Genomic DNA, 24,491 nt, shown 5'->3' on the forward strand with positions numbered 1-24,491 from the left:
ATATGGAGTGTGTTATATTAAGCAACGGTAGCAGGCAGGGCAGGGGCTGCAGGGAAATCAACCGGCACTTTGGTAACAGCATACAGGTAGTTGGTGATTGTTTTGTCGCCAATTAATACGATGGTATCAACCAGGTTTTCATTGGTGTAACCGGCTTCAAAAAAATCGTTTACGGCTTCCGCACTTACTTTACCGGCATTTTCAACAAAGCTTTTCACCAGCGCAGCCAGTGCATTGTATTTGGCATTGAATGAGGCCGCGCCACTGCGGATCTCCAGGATCTGGTCGTCGGTAAAACCATTCAATTTACCAATAGTAGTGTGGGCGGCTAAACAATATTCACAATCATTTACCTGGCTGGTAACCAGGTTCACAATTTCTTTTTCTTTCGATGTTAAAGAAGTGGGAGCGCTTTGCAGGGTCAAATAAGTGCCTAAAGCATTTTTTGAATAAGCTATCGTAGCATACAGGTTAGGTACTTTACCTATTTTCTTTTTCAGGGTATCGAAAAGGGTCTGGTTAACTTCGGAAACGTTTTCTCTTGCAGGAACTGTGAAAGTTTTCATTCTATTAAGTTTTTGATTTGTTTTCGTCGTTATTGACGATGTAAAATTGCAAATCAAAAGGCTTTCGGAGAATAGGCACATTTCCCGATTACTTGCACTTTTTTCCCTAACCGGTATTTTTTGCTAGCTATAGAGGCCCTTGGTGCGGAAATCGGAAGGGGAGGTTTCGGTATTCTTCTTAAAAAAGTTACTGAAATAGGCCGCGTCTTCAAATCCCAGTTCAAAGGCGATCTCTTTGGCCGATTTATCGGTAAATAACAGCAAACGTTTAGCCTCCAGCACAATCCGTTCCTGTATAACTGTAAGCGGGGATTTCTCATTATACAGGGCAAACAGGTTAGAAAGGGTTTTGGGGGAGCGGTTTACCTGGTTGGCATAGAATTTAACACTGTGTTCTTTTTTGTAATGATTTTCAACCAGCAGGTTAAACTGGCGAATGATGTCCAGTTTTTGCTCCGGCAGGTCCTGCAACGGCAGGAATTGTTGTTTAGCCAGCCGGGTTACTATTATGATCAACCTTTTTAACAACATGCGCAGCATGTCTTCCTGGATGTTATCAACGGTTTCAAATTCCTCGATGAAGACCTGTAGCAGCAGATCAATTTTGTGGCTATTGGTTTTGTTCAGGGTTGTAAACATGAGTTGTTGCGAACCGTAGAACAGGAAACCCACACAACTCACTTCTTTGTCGTGGTCAATAATACAATAGAAAGCGCGGTTAAATTGCCAGGCCACTATTCCGCTGGCATCAGCAAAATGGAAAGTTTGGTTCACCATCAAACACAGGATGGTATTATGCGGGAATTCATATTCAACCCCATCTATAGTTACTTGTTGGGTTCCTCCTTTATTCCAGGCAATGGTGAGTAATTTATCTTTCCGGTCTTTACCATAAAACTGCCGGTCAAATTCCAACTCTTCAACGATCATTCTGCATTCACCGGATGTTTTACTGTTTTTGTATGCCAGTTTCATAGCGGTAAGATAAATAAAAAAGGCATCCCGACAAGTCGGGGTGCCTTTGCTATATTACTTGTCCCTGCTATGCATATTCAAATAAACGATGGCGCAAAGCATAATGACGATGCCCACCCACTGAGTGCAATGAATGTGTTCTTTCAGCAATAGGGAGGCGCATATAATGGCTACCGGCATTTCAGCCACCATCAATACCGAACTTACCGAAGCGCCAATTTTAGGAATGCCTTTGGCAAACAACACCGGTGGAATAATGGTGCCAAACAGTGCCAGCAGACCGGTCCATTTAAAGAAATTGGCTGTCAATGGAAGACCGCCTGCCAGTTGGTGACAATTGATGATGAGGATGCTCACAGCAGCTCCTGTTACCGTAACAGCGCTTCTTTTTATAGAAGGGATCTCTTTGCCCACCTTGCTATTGGCAACGATATAAAGGGCATATAAAACCGCCGAGGCAAAGGCAATGCCAATGCCTTTATATGAAAGCGACTTTACTGCCGCTGTGCCGCCCGTCGCCAGCACAGTGCCAACCAGTATACAGGCAATGGAAATTAATAACCGGGCACCAGGCTTGTTTTTCAGCAGGTACCAGTCCAGCAGCAACGTGATCCAGGTAAACTGCATCAGCATAATAATGGCAATGGAGGCAGGAATGTATTTTACCGACAGGTAGTACAGGTAGGTAGTTAACCCGATGGTGGTCCCGGTTAATAACAGAAGAACCCAATTCCTGCCGGAAATGGCTGCGGTCTTTTTATCCTGCAAAAGAACAATTACCCAAAGCGCGCCGGCGCCCAGCAATGCCTGAACAAATGAAACCTGGGCCGCATTAAAACCTTCCGTGTACGAGAGCTTAACTAAAGAAGAAAGGATACCGTAGCAACATGCTCCGGCAAATACCATGAAAATATATTTAGACATTGTCTATTCGTTGTTTTGGATGTTGTAAAGTGGAATCGTAAGCGGGAACAGACAAAACAACTGAGGACCCGATGCCTGCATCGGGAGAGCTATTGCAATAAATGCAAGGGAATTATTTAACCGACAGTGATTTGCCTGTTAAATTACGGGCGGGGGAAGAATGGAGAATGATGATCTGAGCGCCATATAATTTGATTGAGGAGACAAATTTATTGAAAAATATCCTGGGAAAACAATGTATAATCCCAGGATTTCATCTTGTTTTCCTGGGATAATCATATATAATCCTGGGATTTTATACTGTTTTCCTGGGAAAAGTATGCTTAATCCTGGGATGTTACCATGTTTTCCTGGGAATACGATGTGTTTTCCTGGGATTTTATATCACTTTCCTGGGAAAATTAACGGTTGATTTCATACCAGTTATGGGTAAACCCATGATACACGAAGGTTTCTACAAAGTTCAACCCTATTTTTAGCAGTACATGATGAGATGCGGCGTTGTTGCTGTCGGTTATGGCGTAAACGGCGGTGGCCTGCAGTTCATTAAAAGCATAGGCCAGTGAAGCGCGGGCTGCCTCCGTGGCAATGCCCAGTCCCCAGTATTTTTTTATGAGGCGGTAACCCACATCGAGGTAGTTGATGTGATTATTGGTTTGTTCGGTGATCAGTTTCAGTCCGGCCCAACCCAGGAAGTTATTCGTTTGTTTATCTATTACGGCCCAGCGGCCGATACCGTTATCTACATATTGCTGCCTGATAAAGGCAATCATCTCTGCAGCCTGCTCCTTTGTTTGAATAGGTTTGTTGCCCAGGTACCGGTGAACCTCAGGATCGTTGTCCAGTTCAAACAGACTATCTACATCGGCAGGAAGGATTTCGCGTAAGAGGAGGCGGGGAGTTTCGGTGAAGATGCGCATACAGGCATTGGTGTTTTTATGAATCTAAAGGCGGTAATATGGAGGCCCTGTAGTAAAAGCAGCTACCCTGCCTGGGGCGAATAGCTGCTTTTAAATTTTTCATCGCTATAATTATTGATGCAACTGCTTACTCAGGTAAACCTGCAGCTTCTCTATATTCTGCTTCAGTCCTTCATCGGCTTTGAACGTCTTCACTGTTTGAATAAACTCCTCTGCCGTATCAAATAACATATGCCAGCTGAGATGCGTTTGTTCGCCCTGAGATTCAAACGTGATGGTAGCCACGAATTTGGGCCCTGTTATATGCTCATATACGATCTTCTTAAAAGGAATGATCTCTTTAAAAATGCTTTTATTTTTATAATCAGTGCCATCCGGCCCGTGCATGATCAAGTTAAATTCACCGCCTGGCTGCAAGTCCATTACCTGGATGGTATTGGTAAAGCCATTGGGGCCCCACCACAAGGCGATATGTTCAGGATGGGTCCATACTTCCCATACCAGTTCTACAGGAGCGTCCAGTGTCCGCGTAATCAATAGTTCACGGTCAGATGTATTACTTTTTCTTTTTTCCATATCGTTCTTTTTTAAGTTTGGCAACATATTTTTCCAGCTTATCTAACCGGCTTTCCCAGTGCTGGCGATACTGGTCAATAAACTCAGCTACTTCGCCCAGCTTGCTAAGATCTGCTTCACAAAACCGGTCCCGGCCCTGCTGTTTTATAATAATAAGTCCGCAGTCTGTCAACACCTTTACATGCAGTGATATGGCCTGCTGGGTCATCTCAAACTGCGATGCGATGGCGGTCATATTCTGGGGTTCTTTAGCAATAATATTAATAATAGCCCGCCGGGTGGGGTCGGCAATGGCCTGGTATACGTCGCGTCTGGCCTTCATGATATACAAGTAAGTTCTTGTAAATATACACACAAGTATTTACTTGTTCAATTTTGACAATATTTTTTTAAAGGATGCTTTCTATTAATTTTACAGTCAATTTAAAAATAGAGTATATGGATGGCCAGTACAGAAAAGATGTTTATCCCGGGTTGGAAGTGGCAATTATTCTTAAAAAGGACCAGCGTTCGGGTAAATTAACCTATGGCATAGTAAAAGACCTGTTAACGTCGGCTGCGTATCATTCAAGAGGCATAAAAGTGCGGTTAACCGATGGGCAGGTAGGCCGTGTTGCCCAGACTGATGTGGTTGATCCCGATGGGGAATAAAATAATATAAGGCAATTTTTCAAAAGCTCTTCCGCAATGACGGGGAGCTTTTTTGTTTATGGGCTGAAAATGTGCTACCGGAAATGCCTGGAAATTCGGTGCTGGTAAGATCCGGAAATGCGCCTGTGGTAATACTTACACTATACGTTGTATTGGAGGCAAGCGTAACCGGGGGATCTATAGTATAGGCAACCCCTGTGCCTGTTACCTGGCCACTGGCAACGTTGATGGTTTCAATAACCGTATTGTCCGATGCTCTTACAATAGTAATGGCGCCAGCATTTTTAGTTACCCATAAATACGCTCTGTGGATTAAAGATTTTTTAGATAACACTTACTATTCTGCTGACCTTAATATATTTGTGTCCTAAAAATTATGGTATCAATGCGTGCAACCCTTTTTTTATTAATCAGTATCCTGGTAACAACTGTATTCTTTACTACTTCTTTTGTTAACACGCCGCCGGGCGGTAAAGCGCCTAATCTTTTATTTACCGTTGGCGTGGGCGCCGGGTTGATAGGCGGCTTATACGACGGTTATTATTCTTACGGAAAGCTTAAACAACACGGCGATTTTGGCCTGGGCGCTCCGGATAAGCTGGATGGCGAGCTGGTAGTTTTTCAGGGAAAGATCTATCAAACTCAAAATACCGGCAAGACGTTTGTAGTTGACGACAAACAATTGACATCTTTTGCCATGGTCAATTTCTTTCAGCCCGATAAAAAGTTTACCGTTAGCAGCGCCATGACCAAAGAATCGCTGTTTCATTTCCTGGACAGTGTGTTAACTAATGTTAACGGGCTTTATGCCATACATATTAGCGGACAATTCAGCTATCTTAAAACAAGGGCATTCCCACCGGTAAAAGAACACGACCACACACCGCTTGCATCCATGTTAAGCCTGCAACATTTTTTTGAATTCAATAATGCACAGGGCGACCTGATAGGCTACCGCCTGCCCTCTTTCATGGATAACACAAATATCTCCGGTTATCACTTCCATTTTTTGAATAATCAAAAAGATGCAGGTGGCCATATGATCGATGTTAAAGCCGATAACATCACTATTGAGATCGATCAGATGGACAGCTACTCCATACAGGTTCCATCAACCTCTGACTTTGAACATTTTGATTTTAAAAAGAACCGCGCAGAAGACATTAAAAGTGTTGAACGGGGTAATAAAGAAGGAGGGAAATAACAGGAGCGCTATCGCTGCTCCGCCCATGCCAGGCCATCAGGTGTGGGGCCTACTTCCAAATGACCGGTTACTTCCAGTGTTTTCAGATCAATTATTGCTATGTAATTATCGGGTGAACAGGCAACAAATGCCCGTGAACCGTCCGGCACCATCAAAATGCCCGCGGCGCCTTTGCCAACTTTCACCCGTTTCAATTCTTTCTGCGATTGTGCATCGTATATAAGCAGATCGCCCGAACGCAGGCTTGTGATGAAAACCATTTTTCCATCGGGCGTAAATTTCAGGCGGTTGGCACCTACTGCTTTAGCGTCGATGGTGGTAATGAGCTTTTTTGATTCCACATCTATCACGGCAATGCTCCCATCTTCACTGGCTGCTGTCCACAACTGTTTTCCATTGGGCGATACATCAAATCCTTCACTGCCTTTGGTAACCGGAATTACGGTTTGTGACCAGTCTTCCCGCGGTTTGCCATTGGGGAACGTTACCGTTGTACTGGTAAGAATACTTACCGTACCGGAGTTCACATTGGTGGTATAGATTTTTTTCGCATCGGCCGAAACGTATAACATATGCGTTCTGTCCTGGCCGGTACCCATGCTCCAGTCAAGCTTACCAGTGGCGGGGTCGTAGCGGCCAACAGCCTTGCTGCCTTCTGCCGAAAACCACACCTTTCCATTGGAGAACTCGATGCCATGCGGGCCGTACAGCGGCCTGGTATCAACGTTGGTCAATGGCTTTTTTGCCACCAGATTGATCACGTTGATCTCGTGCAGGGCGCCACCGCCATAGATGGAGACATACGCAGTTTTGCCGTCGGAGGAAGCAATCACTTCATGCGGATCTTCACCTACCGGAACACGTGCCATTATCTTTAATGTGGCCGGGTCTACAATGGCCAGCGTATGATCGGCCTTTGACAGGGCCAGTAACAATTGGCGTGTCTGGGATTGAGCGGTACCCGCTATTCCCAAAAGAACAATCAGCTGGAAGATAGCGCTCTTTGTGCTGTACATAGCTTTTAATTTACATATTGAAATTAAGCTATTTATCCTAACCGTGGCAGGGCATGGTTTTTATATGCCTATATATTGGAATGTTATCATATTGGACCTCTAACGCTAACCAGTCTGAAACAACAACTCAAATATCTATTCAGAATATTAAAAATATTTCTGGCAGTTGTATTAACGCTGGTAGTCGCAGCGGTTATATATGTATCCGTCAATAAGAAGAAGATCATTCAGCAGGTTACCGGCGCCATCAGCGATCAGTTGAATGGCCAGGTTGTTATCGGGAATATAGAGCTTAGTTTTATCAGGAATTTCCCACACATCTCCGTATTGCTTCACAACGTCAGTATTACAGATACCATGTTCAATACCCACCATCATACCTTCTTTAAGGGTAAAGAAGTATTTGTAAGTATAAATGTTTTAAAACTGATCGATCACCAGCCGCCCATAAAGGGCATCAGGCTGCAAACCGGCGAGCTGTATTTATACACCGATACTACCGGGTATACCAATACCTACCTGTTTCATTTAAAAAAAGATACAACGGCCGGCAGCAGCGGTCAACAAAGCGAAGCAAAAAATGAATTGAAGAATGTATTGCTGAAAAATATTCGTTTTGTTGTTGATGATAGAAAAAAGCAAAAACTGCATGACCTGGTAATTAACCAGCTAAACGTGGGCATTAATCATAAGGACGACCGGCTTTTACTTTTTACAAAGGCAAATATCCTTGTAAAAAGCCTTGCCTTTAATACTGCGCGCGGAAGTTTTGTTAAAGACAAAGTGCTTGGCGGAAGTTTTAATCTGGTGTTTCAAAAGGCAGCCAAAAACCTGTCTTTCGATAGTATTAACATCCGGTTGTCGGGCCAGCCGTTTAATTGCAGCGGGCAATTGGAGTTGGCGGGCAACCAGCCACAGTTTTGGTTACGCATCTATACGCGCAAAGTAACTTATGATTTTATAAAGTCAGCCCTGCCACAAAAAATAGCCAATTCCTTATCTATCGTTGATGTTAATAGTCCATTGAGTGCAAGCGCCAATATAGCCGGGCCGTTAAAAGGCGGTGAGCCTAAGATTTATGTGAGCTGGGTGGCCAGTGATATTGGCTTAAAAACACTCTTCTTTGATTTTGACCGCGCCAGTTTCAATGGTTTCTATAGTAATGAAGTAACGCCAGGCTTGCCCCGGAAAGACCCGAACTCCGTAATTGAAATAAATAGTTTTACCGCTCAATGGCATGGGCTGCCTGTTCAGTCTGAAAAGATCAGGATCCTGAATCTGTATCAGCCAAAGCTTACCTGCGATTTTACGTCTAAATTTTCTCTTGTTGCGTTGAACGAATTAATGGAAAGCAAAACCTTGTACTTAAACCAGGGGGAGGGAAATATCCAGTTAAATTACGCCGGCCCGCTGGCCAGAAATGACAGCACGAACTCGTTTTTAAATGGCATCGTTTCGTTTAAAGATGCAAGTATTCAATACCTGCCCCGGAACGTAGAAATGAAAAATGTGAATGGCAAACTGACCATTAAAAGATCTACTGTTTTTATTGAGAACCTGCATTGTACTGTGTTGAATAATGATATCACCATGAATGGGCAGGCCAACAACCTGCTGACGCTTATCAATACCCAACCCGATAAGGCAAATATTAACTGGAATATTTACATGCCGGTAATGAACCTGGGTTCGTTTGTATACCTGTTCAAATCAAAGGATACAGGTGGCCGTAAGGATGGAAAGAAACCTACGTTGCAGGCCATGGCAGATAAAATGGATGATTTTATTGAAAATGGAAAACTGCATGTGAAACTAAATGCAGATAAGCTGATCTATAAGGATTTTGAGGGCAGGAATGCGCTGGCAGATATTACCTTACTGAATGATCGCTACCTGATCGATAACGTGAGTATGGACCATTCCGGCGGCCATATTGCATTTAAAGGCAGTTTATTGAACAAGACGGCGGTTCATGAGGCCAACCTGGAAATAAATATGGACAATGTGAATGTGAGTAAAGTGTTTGCCGATTTCGACAATTTTGGTCAGGATGGATTGACTGCCCAAAGTCTGGAAGGAAGATTAACGGCGAATATTGAAGCATCGATGAATATGGCAAACGATGGTCATGTTATTCCTGCCTCTGTGGTAAGCCGGGTAGATTTCTCGCTTAAAGATGGAGCATTGAATAATTATGAGCCTATTAAAAAGTTGCAAAAGTTTATATTTAAAAAACGAAATTTTGATAATATAAGGTTTGCTGAATTAAAGGACAGGTTTGAGATAAGCAACCAGGAAATAAAGATCAACCGGATGGAAATTCAATCCACGGTTATGTCAATATTCGTAGAGGGCGTTTATAATAAAAAAGGCACCACCGATTTAAGCATCCAGGTGCCATTGAGCAATCTTAAAAAGCGGGATGATGATTATAATCCGGAGAATATAGGCGTCAATAAAAAAGGCGGCGGAAGTATCTTTATCCGCGGGCGGCCGGGTGATGATGGAAATATAAAATTTAAACTCGACCTGTTTAAAAAGTATGAGAAAGATAAGAAGGCTGATAGTTTAAAGGATAAAATGATCGATCTGCCATGAAGAACATTTTTACAGGAACTTCGGGTTGGCATTATAAGCATTGGATTGGTACGTTTTACCCTTCAGGCATAGCGGCAAATCAGCAAGGAATAAGGGAGACTACTATAAGCCTCCTTTTCTGAAGGTACGGTTGTTTGGCCGGCGTTTTGAAATAATGCCCAAACGGGGTAATATTGCGGCTGCCAATTTAAACGCATGATGCAGACCTTACGAAACATAATCCTGTTGCTGGTAATCGGTGTGCCCGCATTTTCCCGGCAAAAAATAACGCCAGGCGTTTCCAGCGAATTGTCGAAATACCGCCGGGCGGAGATCTCAGGTATCCGTTATCAGCTTGCCTTCCAGGTGCCGGCCACCAAAACGGAAAGTATTGCCGGTATGGAAACCATTTCCTGCAGTCTTAAAACAAATGCCCAGCCGCTGCAGATAGATTTTAAACAACCGGCCGATCATCTCCAGGCATTATCAGTCAATGGCAAAACCATTACACCGAAGCTAGAAAATGAGCATCTTGTAATTGCGCCTGCGCAGTTGCACAAAGGCAATAACACCATCAACATTCAATTCACCGCCGGCGATGCCTCCCTTAACCGCAATGCAGAATACCTGTATGCGTTGTTTGTGCCCGATCGCGCCCGCACGGTTTTTCCCTGCTTCGATCAACCCGATCTGAAAGCCCATTTTGTCCTCACGCTGCGGGTACCAGCGGGATGGAAGGCGCTGGCCAATGGTAAATTGAAAGACAGCACCAGCAATGGGTCGCAAACCATTTATAATTTTACCGATTCAGATCTGTTGCCCACCTACCTTTTCTCGTTCACCACCGGAAAATATAACCAAGCGCAGAAACAGCTGGGGACCTATAACGCTGAATTTCTTTACCGCGAAACCGATCCCGGCGCCAATGTAGATTCCATTTTTCAGGCGCATGACAATGCGCTCCGCTTTCTGGAAAGCTGGACGGGTATTCGCTATCCTTTTCAGAAGGTAGGTTTTGCCGCTATTCCCGATTTTCAGTTTGGTGGCATGGAACATCCGGGCGAAGTGCAATACAAAGCGATGTCATTGTTTTTGAAAGAACCCACAAAGGATCAGCTCATCGGCCGTATTGGTCTTATCTCCCACGAAACGGCGCACATGTGGTTTGGCGACCTGGTAACCATGCAGTGGTTCAACGATGTGTGGATGAAAGAAGTGTTTGCCAATTTCATGGCCGATAAAGTAGTGGAGCAATTGATGGGCAGCGAAACTTTCAATCTGCAGTTTCTTACAGATCATTATCCCGCCGCTTATGGCGTTGACCGGACACCCGGGGCCAACCCCATTCGTCAGCAACTGGATAATCTGCAGGATGCGGGCTCCATGTATGGGAACATCATTTATCACAAAGCGCCCATCATGATGCGCCAGATGGAATTACTGATGGGGAAAGATAACTTCCAAAAGGGCATACAGGAGTATTTGCATAAATACGCTTACAACAATGCCACCTGGAATGACCTGGTGCAAATTCTTGCCAAATACAGTAAATACGATCTGCTTACCTGGAACAAGGTTTGGGTGAACCAGCCTGGCCGTCCGGTGTTCGATTATACGATCAGCTATAACGGAAATAAAATTGATAAACTCAATCTCACCCAGCGGCCCGAAACAGGCGCTGCACGCATTTGGCCGCAGGCGTTTGCCGTAACGCTGGTATATGCAGACAGTATTCATACCATTCCGGTGAACATGAACACGGCCGGCATGCAGCTGAAAGCAGCCTCCGGTTTAACCAAACCATTATTCATCCTGTTTAATTCAGATGGCATTGGATATGGATTGTTCCCGGCCGATAAAGCCATGCAGGAACAATTGTTCACCCAGCAAAGTGCGGTAAGCCGCGCCGCTGCGTATGTGAACATTTATGAGAATGTATTGTCTGGCCGCTACATGACACCGGCAGAATTGCTGGCACTGCTCACCAAAGGACTGGCCATTGAAAAAGAGGAGACGAATCTCAGACTGCTTACCAATTACATTGCCAGTTTGTACTGGACCTTTACCCGTGCGGCAGACCGCATTGCATTTTCAACCCAATTGGAAACCGCGTTGTGGAATGCCATGGAAGCGCAAACGCAACCCAATAATAAAAAGGTGCTGTTCAGGGCTTACCAGAATGTATATGTAAGCGAGGTGGCGGGAAAACGGATGTATGAGATCTGGCAGCTCCAGCAGCCCCCTGCGGGCATCAAACTGGCGGAGGAAGATTATACTTCCCTGGCGCTTACCCTTGCATTAAAGAATGATACGGCGGCTACCGTTATCACGCAGCAGCGCAACCGCATGAGCGATGCGGATAAAAAAGCGCGGCTTGACTTTTTAATGCCCGCATTATCGGCCAATGTTGCCGTAAGAGATAGTTTCTTCAACAGCCTTACCGACCGTAAGAACCGCGCTAAGGAGGCCTGGGTGGTTATTGCATTGGGGTACCTGCATCATCCGTTACGGCAATCAACTTCATACAAATATTTACCTCAAAGCCTGGAGCTGGTAGAAGAGATCCAGCGCACGGGCGATATCTTTTTCCCTGCAAGCTGGCTAAGCGCCACCTTCGGTTCTTACCAAACCAAAGCGGCCTGGCAGGTGGTACAACAATTCCTGTTAAAACATCCCGGCTACAATCCCAAACTAAAAGCAAAAATTCAGCAGGCGACGGATAACCTGAACCGGGCGCAGAAACTTCTTAACTGAGATTTTGGGATGTTTGTGAGATGGGTACAAGTTCAAAACTATTAACTTCTTTTAAGAGCGATAACAAAAAAAGGCGGGCTCAAATTATTTTTGAGACCGCCTTTTTCAGAAATAAATTCAATTTTTCACTGTTATTAGTTCTTCAGTTATACTAATCCAAGTTTCGGTTTTACCCAGGCTACGTACCTTTCCACGGCATCTGTAGCCTCCGGGGCTCTTCCCACAGCCATCTGGAAGGTATGCTGCATGCCGGGGAAGATATCGATGCGAACGTCTACACCAGCTTTTTTGGCCAGCTCCGCCATAGCCGTGCTATCGTTCAGCAGAAGTTCGTCACCACCCACCTGAAGATAGATGGGAGGAAGACCCTTCAGGTCTGCATACAAAGGATTCGCATAAGGGTCGCGGGGATTTCCCTGAGCGCCCAGATACATCCCGGCTATAGCCTGTACCCATTCCTTTGTGAACAGCAGGTCCTTGCCCTGGTTATAAACGAGCGAGTCCATGACGCCTTCCATATCGTACCAGGGAGATATGGGCATAGCGGCTGCCGGCAGGGGAAGGCCCCGGTCACGGGCCAGCAGCATAGTTGTTATGCAGAGATTGCCCCCGGCAGAGTCGCCGATGAATGCGATATGCGGCGCCATGATGCCCTGATCCAGCAGCCACGTATAAGCGTTCAGTGCGTCATTTAATTGGGCCGGATAAGGGTTTTCCGGGGCATACCGGTATTGCAGGATCAGGGCCCGGCAGCCGATCGCCTTGGCGAAATGAGCGAAAAGCTTCCGGTGAGTATACATGGACCCGGTAAAAAAGCCTCCACCATGAAAGCCCAGAAGTACCCGTTCTGTAGCGCATTGTTTCGGAACAACCCAGAGGGCAGGAACACCCCCGGCATCCACTTCAATATAATCCACACCGCCTGGCTCTGGTGTAAGGCTTGCCCATCCTTCCCCAAAGTCCCGCGCTGCTTCCAGGGAGGCATGCTGGTTGGCAGCGGCAGCGATCGTGCGCCACCATTGGCCAACTGCCTCAATTGGTTTGCTTGCTGTTGTCATCATTTTAAAATTTGAGGGATAAAATTGCCGCCCGGCACTGGTAAATAAAACAGGTATTTGTGACTTCTTCAGGGGGTATTTATGACATGAATTCGCGGTAAATTTGCAGCAGTCAATACACGAAATGCCATGAAGACCATTTCCCTGCTTCTCCACGAGGACGTCTATTCATCCGCCATCGGCGGTGTAATTGATCTGTTCTACGGAACGAACCATTACCTGATGGAGTCCGGACGACCGGAGGCTTTCCGGTTAGAGCTGGTGGGTGAAAAAGCAAAAAATATTCAGCTGGATGTACCGGCCCAATTCATCTGTTATACTACCATCGACAGGGTGAGCCTGACCAATCTGGTTATTATTCCGGGTTTCAAGGGAGAAATTTCTACCATCCTCCATAAATACCGGGACGTGATCCACTGGATAGGAGAGATGCATCGTTGCGGCGCAGAAATAGCCAGCATGTGTGTGGGCAGCTTTTTTCTGGCCGAGGCTGGTCTGCTGAATGGAAAGGTCGCTACCTCCCATTGGGCTGCTGCCGGCGAAATGCAGTGGCGGTATCCCCTGGTAAGGGTGCAGTCTGACCGGATCATCACAGACCAGGAGGGCGTTTATACCAGTGGCGGCGCCTTCTCGGCATTGAAGCTGGTCTTATACATTATCGAGAAATTCTGTGGCAGGGAGACAGCCCTGGCTGTAAGTAAGCGGTACTCCATAGACATCGATTATACCAGTCAGGCGCATTTCGCGGTCTTTACCGGTCAGCGTCAACATGGGGACGAAGAGATCCTGAAATCCCAGTCTTACATCGAGGAACACTATGCCTCAGACCTCACCATCGAACAGGTGTCGGCGTTATGCAATACGGGAAAGCGGAATTTTATCCGCCGTTTCAAGGCCGCCACCAATAATACCCCCATCGAATACCTGCAGCGGGTTCGGGTTGAAGCGGCAAAGAAAGCGTTGGAAAATGAGGATTGTTCCCTGGATCAGGTCATGGACCGTACGGGTTATGAGGATATTAAAACATTCAGGCTGATCTTCAAACGACTCACAGGGCTCTCCCCCAGGGACTACCGGAAACGGTATTCGAGGAAAGAACCCGGCAGTAATGGCAGACTGGTAAAATGAATTTGCCATCATTTTAATGGATAGCAAGTTTGTAATTCACATTGGCATATAATTGATAGAGGCCGTCAAAATAATGACGGCCTCTTTGATATAATTAATAACTATAACTGCCCGGACCGGTATCGGATGTCGTCAATGGGGTACCCGGCATAGCCGGGTTTGACCCGCTGGTGGTATTGTTGGAAAATACAGTATTGCCAGGTAACCGCAGGTCGAGAAGCGTTGAAGCGCTGCCCCGAAGCGCGTTGTTGGAGAATGTGCAACCGGTAGGCGGCAACATATCATTACTGCCATGGCCAATGATAACACCCCGGGTATTCAGGTTGATCCAGATATTGTTTGTAACACTGGCATTGAACACCTGCGCATGACTAAAGTTTGAACTGGTATAGCTGTCGCCTGCGCCCAATACGAACCCGTAGTCCTGGGGATTGTCAACATAATTGCCGGTAACGATGTGGTTCTTTTCATAGATCTTGATACCGCCGGTGCCGGTTTTCCCTGCCTGTAGCATCAGGTTGCCGGAAATGGTATTATTATTTCCCGCCCGGGATGAGATGGTACCTACCGATGTGCGGAAGGTATTGGTACGGACCGTATTGCTGGAACTTTTGATGGAAATAATTTCCGCATCACCATCGCAGTTAACAAAAAGATTGCTTTCCACGAGGGTATTGGTGAGTTGGTAGTCGCCAGCCACGCCTATTCCGCCAAGCACCATTATTTCCCCGGTACTGGCGGCCATGTCATGGAAGTAGTTATGATCGATGCGGGTATTGCGGGCCATATTGGGATTGTTGGGGCCGTTGCCATTAGCCCAGTCGGTGCGGTCTGCGGGGACCGTTATACCGGTGCGGTTTCCGCGCACGAAAATATAATGGCCTTTTACGCTGTTGGGCCCAAATTCATTGTGATCAACGCGGTTATTGTTGCTGTTTCCACTCAACATTACCCATTGGGTACCACTGGCCTGACCGCTTAGGGTTACTGTACTGCCGGCGAGGCGGCAACTGTTGCTGGCTTCAAACCATACTGCTACGGGAAAGGATTCGCCATCTACCGTTTGGGTTGAACCCGCGGTGGTGATCTTCAGTCCCTGTACTGTCACCGAGGAAACCTTGCTCAGCCGGATTATACCGGAAGAAACAACAGCGCTGCCTTTATTGGCGGCCTGGATCGTAATACCGCTTTTAGTGACCGTAAAACCCGTGTATGTTCCATTGGCCAGGATAATCTTATCGCCCGAAACGGCAGCTGCCATAGCTGTATTTAATTGCGAATTGTTAGCTACATTGAAGGTAGTGGCAAGTGCCGCAAGCGTTTTTTGTTCTGTTGGAGTGTTATGGTTAGTAACTGCTTTGGAGCCCTCCAATGTTTTTTTGCAGGCGACAGAAGAAAAAATTGTTACAAACAGGAAAGGCAATAGCCGGTTGTTCACAACCGTGCAAAGGTTGGATGATACACTTTTCATTGGCAAGTTATTTGACTTTAATAAGTGGTTAATGATTAATAGTTTCTGAGGTCCGGATCAAAACCAATTACTGGCAGTAATCTTACGTGATGGCTTATTTGCAAATAACCAGATGGAGCAAGGTAAATTTAAAGACACAGCGTGTTATACAGTTGTGGCGGATTGGCCTTTCGTTAATGTATATTTACAACTTAAAAATTACCCACGACACATGATGTGCCGTGGGTAATTATAGTCTGGTTCAGATAAACCTGAATGGATCATAAATTGATACCGCAATAGATCTCCTATTTCAGCTACAGGTGCCCCCGAAGGATATCCGGTGTTAATCCCGGTAGCTTAACTTTATAACGTAACCTGCCATCAAATGCATCTTCTTCCTTCAAAAACTCATGCTCCTTTTGGCTGATCCAGAATGTTTGTGTATATGATTTGCCGTTATATGATCCCGATGTTGACAGCTTCCAGCAGGCTACCTGCCGGTTATCCAACGTACGAAGTGTTTCACTGCCCGTTACTTTATAGGTTACATATGCTGGTGGGGTTAATCCGGCATCATAAAAATTAATTACAAAGGTTTTTCCAATTGCCAGCGGGAGCATTTCAAAGGTCTCTATATCCAGGTGCCAGTTAAAATTAGGCCGGTCAAATGCCAGGTGAAAGTCTTTTTTTGTATTTCCATTCACTGTATCGGCCCCTTCAATACCTGTGTTGCCCCAATTATAGGCCGCCATTTTGCCGCTGCCTGTCGCTGAATGATACAACGGCGTAAAATCTTTCAAACTGCCAACTGATAAAAACGTACGGTACTCGTTACTATCAGCAGTATACCAGTGTTCCCGGATAGTAAATACTTCTATTCCATTTTTCTTTTCGATGCTGATATCCCGCACCCAATACTGGAACAGCAGCATTTTGTTGTGTTGAGGAAACTGGTGAAAAACCAGGTATTGGGTAAGCCCCGGCTTAAGAAACCCTGTATGCAAATGCTGTGAGCCTGGGTATACGGTGTCTGCCTGGGCAAATAAAATATTCCCGGTAGTTAGCAGTAAGATCAGCAGGTGGATAATCATCAATATCCAATGGGTAATTTTTTCCATATGTATCATGTAATGATTAGATGTACATAAATTTCTTTGTAACGGTCTGTATAAAAAAAAGGGTTCAATAGAAAGCCTGTATCATCTAACAAAGCAACGACCTTCTTCAATAAGCCAGCTGGTTGAACGTAAACGGGGGATGGTTGAAAAAAAAGCCGGGATCATGAAATTCATTGTAATTTTAACGATGAACTTTTCTAACAGGAAAGCAAGTCCTGTACAACTGCAGTACGTCATTTGGGGAATCATGTTCCTGGTTACCTTTTTTTCAATGCTTCCAATGGATGGACCAGGTCAGTCGGTTATTTATGCGGCTTTGAATATCCTCTTCTATGCGATCATCGTTTATGGCAACCTCAATTTTCTGATGCATTTTTTTTATGAAAAAGGTCGTATTGTGCAATATGTAACAGGTTCCATATTGTTCCTGGTACTCGCAGGCACTGCCAGGGCTGGTCTCATCCTATTCATTTATAACCGCTTCTTTGCAGAAAAGCCGACACCATTTGGCATAAAGGCAATTGCTTACAGTATTTTTACCGGCCTGGTAGTATACGTTGTCAGTTTTATTATCCGGCTGGCCCTGCGCTATTTTACCCTGAAACAACAAGCAGATGAAATCATTGCCCAGAAAAGTCAGGTTGAGCTTGACTTGCTAAAATCCCAGGTACAGCCTCATTTTCTGTTTAATACCCTCAACAACATCTATTATGAAGCGTACCGTGAATCGCCCCGAACGGCGCTCTTTATTGAACGGCTTTCAGAGATCATGCGTTATTTTGTTGACGAAAGTCCCAGGAAAGTAGTAACACTTGGCACCGAGATACAATTTCTTGAAAATTATATCGCCCTCGAAAGAATACGCATACGCCATGAAGTAGCCATTACCTTTACCCGGCAATGCAACTCTGCTACAGGTATTCCTCCCATGTTATTAATGACCTTCGTTGAAAATATCTTTAAACATGGGATCGATAAATCCATCACCGGAAATGAGGTGAATATTTCGTTGGTACAAAGCGATGCGCACCTGGTATTCCAGACAATGAACCTGCTGCACATTCAGCAAACTGATACGGCTACCCGGGGTTTTGGCATTAAGAACCTGGAAAAACGGCTTTCATTATTATTTGGCAATAACTTCGAGTTAAGGACCTGGACCGCTGGAAAATATTATCATGCATTTTTAAAAATTCCCATCCAATGAGTGTACGCTGCATTATTGTAGACGATGAGCCCAATGCCGTTAACCTGCTGGAAATGTTCCTCCAGCAAACCACTCAATGGCAATTGTTGGCGAAGTGTTATGATGCCATGGAGGCCCTGGCTTTCCTGAAAACCCAGGAAGTGGATGTTGTTTTTCTGGATATAAATATGCCTCATCTTTCCGGAATGGAATTAGCAGGGTTACTGCCTGCCAATACATATATTGTATTTACCACAGCTTATTCGGAATATGCCGCAGACAGCTATGGGTACCCCACGCTCGACTACCTGATGAAACCTGTTACCCTCAAACGCTTTTACGCAGCCGTACAAAAAATAGAAGCACATTTTGCCAGAAAGGACGACAGCTACCCGATTTCGCCTTCTTTGACAGAGGAGTATTTTTTTATTAAATCAGGTAAAACATTGCATAAGGTGCTGCTGAAAGATATCCTGTATTTTGAAGGGGAAAAAGAATATGTACGGTTGGTTGCTTCCAGCGGACAGTTGCTGATATACCGCCGGATGAAAGAGATTGAAGAGCAATTGACCACCCCTTTTATAAGGGTACATCACTCATACATTGTAAATATAAGCCGGCTTGATAAAATTCAGGATAACCATGTCTTTATAGGCGGCCGGCAGATATCTGTGAGTGATAAATTCAGGAACCTGTTCATGGAAGCCGTTCGGTTGCGCACTTTTTAATTCCTGCATAGTGATATTACCACTGCCTGTCGGGCTTAATGGCCTCCTTTAGGAGACGAACTATTTTCTGTTGATTGATCTCTTCCGGAGTTTTATATATTTTATAGAAGATCTGCTTATTGGTAACGTGAGACAGATACTTGTCAATGTCATTGAGCTAGTGAGATGTTGGAAATTACATAAAACTTAAAGTTCAATAAAAAATTGCCAGTGTATCGAAAGCGCGCAGTTGCTATAGCAAAAACGTACAGGTTGGCTGGCTTGCTGATTTCGTAATGCGCTATATATCAATTGTATACTAGTCAGGCACACGGTTGGTAGTTCGGGTTGAGGGTGTTGGCTTTAATATCGAAAATAGATAATCATGCTCAAAAACTATCTCACCATTGCCTGGCGCAATCTGCTAAAAAACAAACTGTTTTCCTCCATCAATATTGTCGGTCTCGCGCTCGGCATGGCCATCGCCTTGCTGATTGGCCTGTGGATAGCAGACGAACTTCAGTTCGATCATTATTACCAGCACCATGATAGGCTGGCGCGGGCGGCTGTGACCCCCTATATGAATAAAGACACTATTTATACCAACCTGACCATACAGATGCCCCTGGGCAACGAGCTTCGTACGAATTATGGTAAGGACCTGAAATATGTATCTCTTGTTGCAGACGGGGGATCTCATATACTGGCAGCGGGTGATAAGAAAATGTCGGGCATAGCCATCTATGCAGAGAAAGATTTTCCGGAGATGTTTACACTCGATATGGTCAGGGGCAGCCGGGACGTGCTGAAAGATCCCACTACCTGTATGATCTCACAATCCAAGGCACTGGCGATCTTCGGGCATGCCGACCCGATGAACAAGATCATCCTTATCGATAATGAGATTGAACTAAAAGTGGGCGCTGTGTATAGCGACCTGCCTGAGAATACTACTTTCTACGAGACTGCCTGTATCATGCCTTGGGAGAACAAGGCAAACTGGTGGAACTCGAAGGACCCGCAAGGCAACTGGTATAACCATAACGGAGCATTATATGTTCAGGTGAAAGACAATGTCAGTATGGAACAGGCAGCCGCCTCTGTAAAGGAGGCTCCTACCAGCCATATAAAGGGGTATACGGAAAACGCTACCTTGTTCCCACTGGACAAGCTCCATTTATACAACGAGTTTACCAACGGAAAAATGTCCGGCGGTCGTATCCAAACCGTTTGGCTGTTTGGCATCATCGGGATTTTCGTGCTGCTGCTCGCCTGTATTAACTTCATGAACCTGAGCACGGCCAGGAGCGAGCGGCGGGCAAAGGAAGTCGGAGTACGCAAGGCCATTGGCTCTCTGCGTACACAACTGATCGGACAATTCATCAGCGAATCTCTCGCTGTATCGTTTTTATCCCTGATGCTGGCGCTCTTCCTGGTGCTGATCTCCCTTCCCTTTTTTAATGGGCTGGCAGAGAAACACATGTCCCTGCCCTGGGGTGATGTTCGTTTTTGGGTACTGCTGCTTACGTTCACGTTCCTGACCGGCCTGATCGCCGGCAGCTATCCGGCCTTTTATTTATCGGCTTTCAAGCCGATAAAAGTGTTGAAGGGTACCTTCCGGGTGGGGCGTTTGGCCGCGATTCCGCGAAAGGTGCTGGTGGTGGTACAGTTCACGGTGTCGGTTACGCTCATTATCGGGACGATCATCGTTTTCCGACAGATAAAATACGCGAAGGACAGACCTGTCGGCTATAACCGGGAAGGTCTTATCGCCGTTAATATGAATACGAACGATCTGCATAAACACGACGAGGTCATCCGGGCTGCGCTTTTGCAATCCGGCGCCATCACGGATATGGGAGAAACCAATAGCCTCCCTACCGAAATATCTTCCGGTAATGGTGGGTTTTACTGGAAGGGGGTGGAGCCCGACAATTCCTATAATTTCGGGACACTCAGTGTGAATTACGATTATGGACATACGGTGGGCTGGCAGGTAGTGGAAGGGCGTGATTTTTCCAGGAATTTTCCGGGTGATACTGCGTCTGTCATGGGCGGGTTGATCGTGAATGAATCTGCGGTGAAGCAAATGGGACTAAAACATCCTGTAGGGGAGATCGTCAACTATAAAGGAACCATCTTTGCCAATGTCCCTCACGTTATAGTAGGGGTAGTAAAAGATATGGTAATGGAATCGCCCTATGATAAACCGGCCCCGGTGATGTTCTTTTGCGGTGGGTATACGGGCAGTATGGTGATCCGGGTCAATCCGACAATGCCGATGCGGGAAGCATTAGCCAAAATGGAGCCCATATTCAAGAAATATAATCCGGGCAGCCCCTTCGATTTCAAATTCATCGATGACATCTATGCGAAGAAGTTTGCCGCTGAAGAGCGCATTGGCCACCTGGCGGCTTTCTTTGCCGTGCTGGCCGTTTTTATCTCCTGTTTGGGATTGTTTGGCCTGGCTTCTTTCATGGCTGAGCAGCGTGTCAAGGAGATTGGGGTTAGGAAGGTGCTGGGTGCAACGGTGTTCAATCTCTGGAAGCTGCTGTCGAAGGATTTCGTGGTGCTGGTCATACTCTCCTGCTGTATCTCCATTCCCATTGCCTGGTATTTTCTGCATGCGTGGCTGGCGAAATACAATTACCGTACGTCGCTCTCCTGGTGGGTATTTATGGCAACAGGCGTTGGCGCATTGTTAATAACGTTACTAACAGTAAGTTTTCAAAGTATAAAAGCAGCGATCGCAAATCCTGTAAAAAGTTTGAGAACTGAATAGCATCCTGACGGGAATATAAACGCAAAATGCTCATGGGCTTTTATCCTATGAGCATTTTTTGTTGGTGGAACTGCGTACGTAGAGGGGATCGGAAGTACTGTCCGCCAGCTGACATTTTTGACCAACATATTGCAAACAATGCGGCATTTTGATCAAACTTTTCGGCACATCTCATTAACTTTGTGGCATATCTCATTAAAGATTCCGCATTCAGGAGTAACTATGCCGCATTTCGAACCAACATTTGAGTAACCTGACTTAACATTTGAGTAACCTGGATAAACTTTGGAGTAACCTGTATAAACATTGGAGCAACCTGGTATAACAATTGGACAACCCTACACAAGATTGACTGATACCTGCATAACTTTGGAGCATAAGTTGCTTATTTACCATGAAGAGTCCTAAAGATATATGCATAAGTTAAGAAGATATGGACTAATCTAACGAACTAATGATCCAATGTTGGTACTGGAAGATCTTTTTATAAGAATTGGCAGGATATAATTGGTGTTTCATTAACTATAATGAGTAAGGGTTGACACATTGTTAGTAAAGGCCATTGCATAAATGAACGAGGATGAATTAAAGTTTAGTAAAAATATTGCATAAGGTAAGAGTAGGTGAGCACATAACATTAGCAATAGGCGTAAAGATGCCAAACTTCCACTACGAGATAGAATTACCATAGAGCCGGACAGCTATTCTATATATGATAGCCCTATAGTGCTGCCCGGGTAATAAAAAACAGGTTCAATTACACCCTGGGATTTGTAGGAATTTATGTTCGTCGATTGTGGGATTATTTTACCGAATAAATTAGCTATAGACGTATCGGCTGCATCACGCCCCATGGAAATTTTTACAAAGCCATTGAGTGGCGCCAGTTTCGTTGCGTCGAAAATGATCCAGTGACCGGATAACCAGGCTTCAAAACAGGCATGAAAATCAGCCGGTTCCAGATTATAGGCATAAACCGAACAATAACGTGCAGGAATATCTAATGCCCGGCATAATGCAATTCCTAAATGGGCAAAATCCCTGCAAACGCCAGCTTGTTCTGTAATTGTATCATAAGCAGAAGTACCGCTGGTGGTTGAACCACTCAGGTATTCAACATTCGTATATATCCATTCGGTAATGCTAATTACTTTCTCGAATTCATTTTCAATATGTCCAAATAAGTGCATGGTGAATCTTAACAATTTATCCGACTGGCAATACCTGCTTGGATTGAGGTATAATAATACAGATGGATCCATTTGCGAGATCGATGATGGCCCAAGATTAGAAAAATCTACATAATTAAACTCATTGAGTGCAGTGGCATTATATGAAATCCTGATTTCTCCAGGTTCTGAAACGGGCAGCATTAATAGCCTGTTCATATCCGAAAAATAATCTACGTAATTAATTGTACGGGGATCAATGAGTAATGTTTCCTTTATCACTTTTAAAGGCCGTATATTCAATACCAGCGTACCAGCTTCTTCTGCATTGTAAACAAGATCTGCGCTCACATTAAATTCCATGCATCAATATAATTGAATTTGTGGAGAAATCGGATCAGATTGAAAAATTGGGGGATTTAGAAGAGCCTTCCCACGCCGGATATGCAGGCCAAAGGCTTCACTCTCTGTTCTCAGTACCCCACTATATTCGCAGCCTGATATAAGTCATCAATATTTCTAAATAAGTCATCAATTTCGAACTTTGATGCGTAAGTAGCGAACTTTGACGCGTAAGTAACCACCTTTTACTGTAGATCTTAAACTTTTGCGCCAATGTTTAAAAGTATAGGCTCCAGGTCCGCTACTTGTGCTCTGAAGTTGTGCAAATAGCCTCAAATTCGCAACAAATGCCATAATGTTCAGCATTAATGAGTCATAGTCAGTTGGAAATGCGGTATAATAAGCAACTTATGTCGAAAAGTTCGCAACAATGGCAGAAGTTCGCAACTTTTGCCCGAACGTTTACAATAAGATTAGAAAAATCAGTCATTCTATGGGAGAAGTATGGAATTTTTGCTGAAAAGTTCGCAACAACAATATTTGCACATACCTCTTCAAATCCCCCGATTTTTTCTCTTGATCCGCCTTTTCCTTGTAGCGGGATCGGGAGTTGAACCCGAGTCCGCCAGCCGGCGGATATGAATCCAACGCTTAATGCAAATAAAAAAGGCTCCACTTTCGTGAAGCCTTTTCCTTGTAGCGGGATCGGGAGTTGAACCCGAGTCCGCCAGCCGGCGGATATGAATCCAACGCTTAATGCAAATAAAAAAGGCTCCACTTTCGTGAAGCCTTTTCCTTGTAGCGGGATCGGGAGTTGAACCCGAGTCCGCCAGCCGGCGGATATGAATCCAACGCTTAATGCAAATAAAAAAGGCTCCACTTTCGTGAAGCCTTTTCCTTGTAGCGGGATCGGGAGTTGAACCCGAGTCCGCCAGCCGGCGGATATGAATCCAACGCTTAATGCAAATAAAAAAGGCTCCACTTTCGTGAAGCCTTTTCCTTGTAGCGGGATCGGGAGTTGAACCCGAGACCTTTGGGTTATGAATCCAACGCTCTAACCACCTGAGCTATCCCGCCAATTATGAGTTGAACCCGAGTCCACCAGCTGGCGGATATGAATCCAACGCTTTTCCCTTATTCCCGCACATTTTACCGTGCCTTGAATAATGGGGTGCAAAAATAGAAAAAAATCGTTTCCCGTAAAATTTTATTAAGCAGTTAGGCCACAATTATTTAAGAAAAATGGCTTTTCAGCCGCTGAAGATGGATTTCAGACCTGAAAAGGGGAAAAAATCAGCGCCCCAATTCGAAAATACCCCCAAAAAACGCCCATCTTCGCATCCTGGTAAAAGGCTCGGCATAGGAGCCTTTTTTATTTTCTAAAG

Annotated in this window: 20 protein-coding genes and 1 tRNA gene; 8 read left to right on the top strand and 13 right to left on the bottom strand. The window is 45.0% G+C overall.

Annotation, left to right across the window (positions count from 1 at the left end):
- Positions 1-17: 17 nt before the first annotated feature.
- From NIAKO_RS01260 to NIAKO_RS01285, 6 genes are all read right to left on the bottom strand, one after another.
- Positions 18-566: a carboxymuconolactone decarboxylase family protein gene (locus tag NIAKO_RS01260; RefSeq protein WP_014216571.1), complete on the bottom strand. Its 549-nt coding sequence runs from the start codon at positions 564-566 to the stop codon at positions 18-20.
- A 123-nt stretch (positions 567-689) separates the two neighbouring features.
- Positions 690-1,541: a helix-turn-helix domain-containing protein gene (locus NIAKO_RS01265; protein ID WP_014216572.1), complete on the bottom strand. Its 852-nt coding sequence runs from the start codon at positions 1,539-1,541 to the stop codon at positions 690-692.
- A 54-nt stretch (positions 1,542-1,595) separates the two neighbouring features.
- A complete protein-coding gene (locus NIAKO_RS01270) occupies positions 1,596-2,465 on the bottom strand; it encodes an EamA family transporter (RefSeq protein WP_014216573.1) in 870 nt (289 codons plus the stop codon).
- Positions 2,466-2,866: 401 nt separating this feature from the next.
- Positions 2,867-3,385: a GNAT family N-acetyltransferase gene (locus NIAKO_RS01275; protein WP_014216574.1), complete on the bottom strand. Its 519-nt coding sequence runs from the start codon at positions 3,383-3,385 to the stop codon at positions 2,867-2,869.
- A 111-nt stretch (positions 3,386-3,496) separates the two neighbouring features.
- Entirely contained in the window at positions 3,497-3,961 is a 465-nt protein-coding gene (locus tag NIAKO_RS01280; protein WP_014216575.1) for an SRPBCC family protein, read from the bottom strand.
- A complete protein-coding gene (locus NIAKO_RS01285) occupies positions 3,942-4,283 on the bottom strand; it encodes an ArsR/SmtB family transcription factor (protein WP_041346181.1) in 342 nt (113 codons plus the stop codon). Before NIAKO_RS01285 ends, NIAKO_RS01280 begins: the two co-directional genes overlap by 20 nt.
- Before the next feature lie 116 nt (positions 4,284-4,399).
- Between NIAKO_RS01285 and NIAKO_RS01290 the strand changes: the two genes are divergently transcribed.
- Positions 4,400-4,612, top strand: coding sequence for a YwbE family protein (locus NIAKO_RS01290; RefSeq protein ID WP_014216577.1), 213 nt, complete (start codon positions 4,400-4,402; stop codon positions 4,610-4,612).
- Positions 4,613-4,631: 19 nt separating this feature from the next.
- Here the strand turns inward: NIAKO_RS01290 and NIAKO_RS01295 are convergent, their stop codons facing one another.
- A complete protein-coding gene (locus tag NIAKO_RS01295; protein WP_041346183.1) occupies positions 4,632-4,946 on the bottom strand; it encodes an Ig-like domain-containing protein in 315 nt (104 codons plus the stop codon).
- A gap of 51 nt (positions 4,947-4,997) precedes the next feature.
- On the opposite strand from NIAKO_RS01295, the gene budA reads away from it, so the two are divergent.
- The gene (gene budA, locus NIAKO_RS01300; protein WP_014216578.1) at positions 4,998-5,816 is read left to right on the top strand and encodes an acetolactate decarboxylase; all 819 of its coding nucleotides are present in this window, start codon (positions 4,998-5,000) and stop codon (positions 5,814-5,816) included.
- Between the two features lie 8 nt (positions 5,817-5,824).
- Here budA and NIAKO_RS01305 read toward each other — a convergent pair whose 3' ends face one another.
- Positions 5,825-6,832, bottom strand: coding sequence for a YncE family protein (locus tag NIAKO_RS01305; protein ID WP_014216579.1), 1,008 nt, complete (start codon positions 6,830-6,832; stop codon positions 5,825-5,827).
- A gap of 75 nt (positions 6,833-6,907) precedes the next feature.
- Here NIAKO_RS01305 and NIAKO_RS01315 point away from each other — a divergent pair, with 75 nt between their 5' ends.
- Entirely contained in the window at positions 6,908-9,430 is a 2,523-nt protein-coding gene (locus NIAKO_RS01315; protein WP_014216580.1) for a YhdP family protein, read from the top strand.
- A 195-nt stretch (positions 9,431-9,625) separates the two neighbouring features.
- A complete protein-coding gene (locus NIAKO_RS01320; RefSeq protein ID WP_207622356.1) occupies positions 9,626-12,163 on the top strand; it encodes a M1 family aminopeptidase in 2,538 nt (845 codons plus the stop codon).
- A gap of 146 nt (positions 12,164-12,309) precedes the next feature.
- Here the strand turns inward: NIAKO_RS01320 and NIAKO_RS01325 are convergent, their stop codons facing one another.
- Positions 12,310-13,224 (bottom strand): alpha/beta hydrolase, encoded by a 915-nt coding sequence (locus NIAKO_RS01325; RefSeq protein ID WP_014216582.1) that lies wholly within the window; start codon positions 13,222-13,224, stop codon positions 12,310-12,312.
- A gap of 126 nt (positions 13,225-13,350) precedes the next feature.
- On the opposite strand from NIAKO_RS01325, the gene NIAKO_RS01330 reads away from it, so the two are divergent.
- Positions 13,351-14,349 carry a GlxA family transcriptional regulator gene (locus tag NIAKO_RS01330; RefSeq protein ID WP_014216583.1) on the top strand — a complete coding sequence of 333 codons (999 nt, stop codon included), beginning with the start codon at positions 13,351-13,353 and terminating at the stop codon, positions 14,347-14,349.
- Between the two features lie 94 nt (positions 14,350-14,443).
- Here the strand turns inward: NIAKO_RS01330 and NIAKO_RS01335 are convergent, their stop codons facing one another.
- Together NIAKO_RS01335 and NIAKO_RS01340 are read right to left on the bottom strand one after the other, a co-directional pair.
- Positions 14,444-15,820 (bottom strand): polysaccharide lyase 6 family protein, encoded by a 1,377-nt coding sequence (locus NIAKO_RS01335; protein WP_014216584.1) that lies wholly within the window; start codon positions 15,818-15,820, stop codon positions 14,444-14,446.
- A 296-nt stretch (positions 15,821-16,116) separates the two neighbouring features.
- Complete coding sequence (locus NIAKO_RS01340) at positions 16,117-16,920, bottom strand: DUF3108 domain-containing protein (protein WP_041346187.1); 804 nt, start codon at positions 16,918-16,920, stop codon at positions 16,117-16,119.
- Positions 16,921-17,083: 163 nt separating this feature from the next.
- On the opposite strand from NIAKO_RS01340, the gene NIAKO_RS36290 reads away from it, so the two are divergent.
- The 3 genes from NIAKO_RS36290 to NIAKO_RS01355 all read left to right on the top strand — a co-directional run bounded on the left by NIAKO_RS36290 (position 17,084) and on the right by NIAKO_RS01355 (position 21,595).
- Complete coding sequence (locus tag NIAKO_RS36290; protein WP_165761231.1) at positions 17,084-18,127, top strand: sensor histidine kinase; 1,044 nt, start codon at positions 17,084-17,086, stop codon at positions 18,125-18,127.
- Positions 18,124-18,834 carry a LytR/AlgR family response regulator transcription factor gene (locus tag NIAKO_RS01350; RefSeq protein ID WP_014216587.1) on the top strand — a complete coding sequence of 237 codons (711 nt, stop codon included), beginning with the start codon at positions 18,124-18,126 and terminating at the stop codon, positions 18,832-18,834. The genes NIAKO_RS36290 and NIAKO_RS01350 overlap by 4 nt, the downstream gene beginning before the upstream one ends.
- Positions 18,835-19,198: 364 nt before the next feature.
- Positions 19,199-21,595, top strand: coding sequence for an ABC transporter permease (locus NIAKO_RS01355; RefSeq protein WP_014216588.1), 2,397 nt, complete (start codon positions 19,199-19,201; stop codon positions 21,593-21,595).
- Positions 21,596-22,296: 701 nt separating this feature from the next.
- Here the strand turns inward: NIAKO_RS01355 and NIAKO_RS01360 are convergent.
- Both NIAKO_RS01360 and NIAKO_RS01370 read right to left on the bottom strand, forming a co-directional pair.
- On the bottom strand, positions 22,297-23,127 hold the full coding sequence (locus tag NIAKO_RS01360; RefSeq protein ID WP_014216589.1) for a transglutaminase-like domain-containing protein: 831 nt from the start codon (positions 23,125-23,127) through the stop codon (positions 22,297-22,299).
- Positions 23,128-24,109: 982 nt separating this feature from the next.
- A tRNA-Met gene (locus NIAKO_RS01370) sits at positions 24,110-24,183 on the bottom strand.
- Positions 24,184-24,491: the final 308 nt, after the last annotated feature.

The sequence above is a fragment of the Niastella koreensis GR20-10 genome (assembly GCF_000246855.1).
In the GTDB taxonomy this organism is placed as follows: domain Bacteria; phylum Bacteroidota; class Bacteroidia; order Chitinophagales; family Chitinophagaceae; genus Niastella; species Niastella koreensis.

Excerpts from the sequence above, each read along its gene's own strand:
- NIAKO_RS01260 (WP_014216571.1), bottom strand. The coding sequence starts at position 566 with ATGAAAACTTTCACAGTTCCTGCAAGAGAAAACGTTTCCGAAGTTAAC.
- NIAKO_RS01265 (WP_014216572.1), bottom strand. The coding sequence starts at position 1,541 with ATGAAACTGGCATACAAAAACAGTAAAACATCCGGTGAATGCAGAATG.
- NIAKO_RS01270 (WP_014216573.1), bottom strand. The coding sequence starts at position 2,465 with ATGTCTAAATATATTTTCATGGTATTTGCCGGAGCATGTTGCTACGGT.
- NIAKO_RS01275 (WP_014216574.1), bottom strand. The coding sequence starts at position 3,385 with ATGCGCATCTTCACCGAAACTCCCCGCCTCCTCTTACGCGAAATCCTT.
- NIAKO_RS01280 (WP_014216575.1), bottom strand. The coding sequence starts at position 3,961 with ATGGAAAAAAGAAAAAGTAATACATCTGACCGTGAACTATTGATTACG.
- NIAKO_RS01285 (WP_041346181.1), bottom strand. The coding sequence starts at position 4,283 with ATGAAGGCCAGACGCGACGTATACCAGGCCATTGCCGACCCCACCCGG.
- NIAKO_RS01290 (WP_014216577.1), top strand. The coding sequence starts at position 4,400 with ATGGATGGCCAGTACAGAAAAGATGTTTATCCCGGGTTGGAAGTGGCA.
- budA (WP_014216578.1), top strand. The coding sequence starts at position 4,998 with ATGCGTGCAACCCTTTTTTTATTAATCAGTATCCTGGTAACAACTGTA.
- NIAKO_RS01305 (WP_014216579.1), bottom strand. The coding sequence starts at position 6,832 with ATGTACAGCACAAAGAGCGCTATCTTCCAGCTGATTGTTCTTTTGGGA.
- NIAKO_RS01320 (WP_207622356.1), top strand. The coding sequence starts at position 9,626 with ATGATGCAGACCTTACGAAACATAATCCTGTTGCTGGTAATCGGTGTG.
- NIAKO_RS01325 (WP_014216582.1), bottom strand. The coding sequence starts at position 13,224 with ATGATGACAACAGCAAGCAAACCAATTGAGGCAGTTGGCCAATGGTGG.
- NIAKO_RS01330 (WP_014216583.1), top strand. The coding sequence starts at position 13,351 with ATGAAGACCATTTCCCTGCTTCTCCACGAGGACGTCTATTCATCCGCC.
- NIAKO_RS01335 (WP_014216584.1), bottom strand. The coding sequence starts at position 15,820 with ATGAAAAGTGTATCATCCAACCTTTGCACGGTTGTGAACAACCGGCTA.
- NIAKO_RS01340 (WP_041346187.1), bottom strand. The coding sequence starts at position 16,920 with ATGGAAAAAATTACCCATTGGATATTGATGATTATCCACCTGCTGATC.
- NIAKO_RS36290 (WP_165761231.1), top strand. The coding sequence starts at position 17,084 with ATGAAATTCATTGTAATTTTAACGATGAACTTTTCTAACAGGAAAGCA.
- NIAKO_RS01350 (WP_014216587.1), top strand. The coding sequence starts at position 18,124 with ATGAGTGTACGCTGCATTATTGTAGACGATGAGCCCAATGCCGTTAAC.
- NIAKO_RS01355 (WP_014216588.1), top strand. The coding sequence starts at position 19,199 with ATGCTCAAAAACTATCTCACCATTGCCTGGCGCAATCTGCTAAAAAAC.
- NIAKO_RS01360 (WP_014216589.1), bottom strand. The coding sequence starts at position 23,127 with ATGGAATTTAATGTGAGCGCAGATCTTGTTTACAATGCAGAAGAAGCT.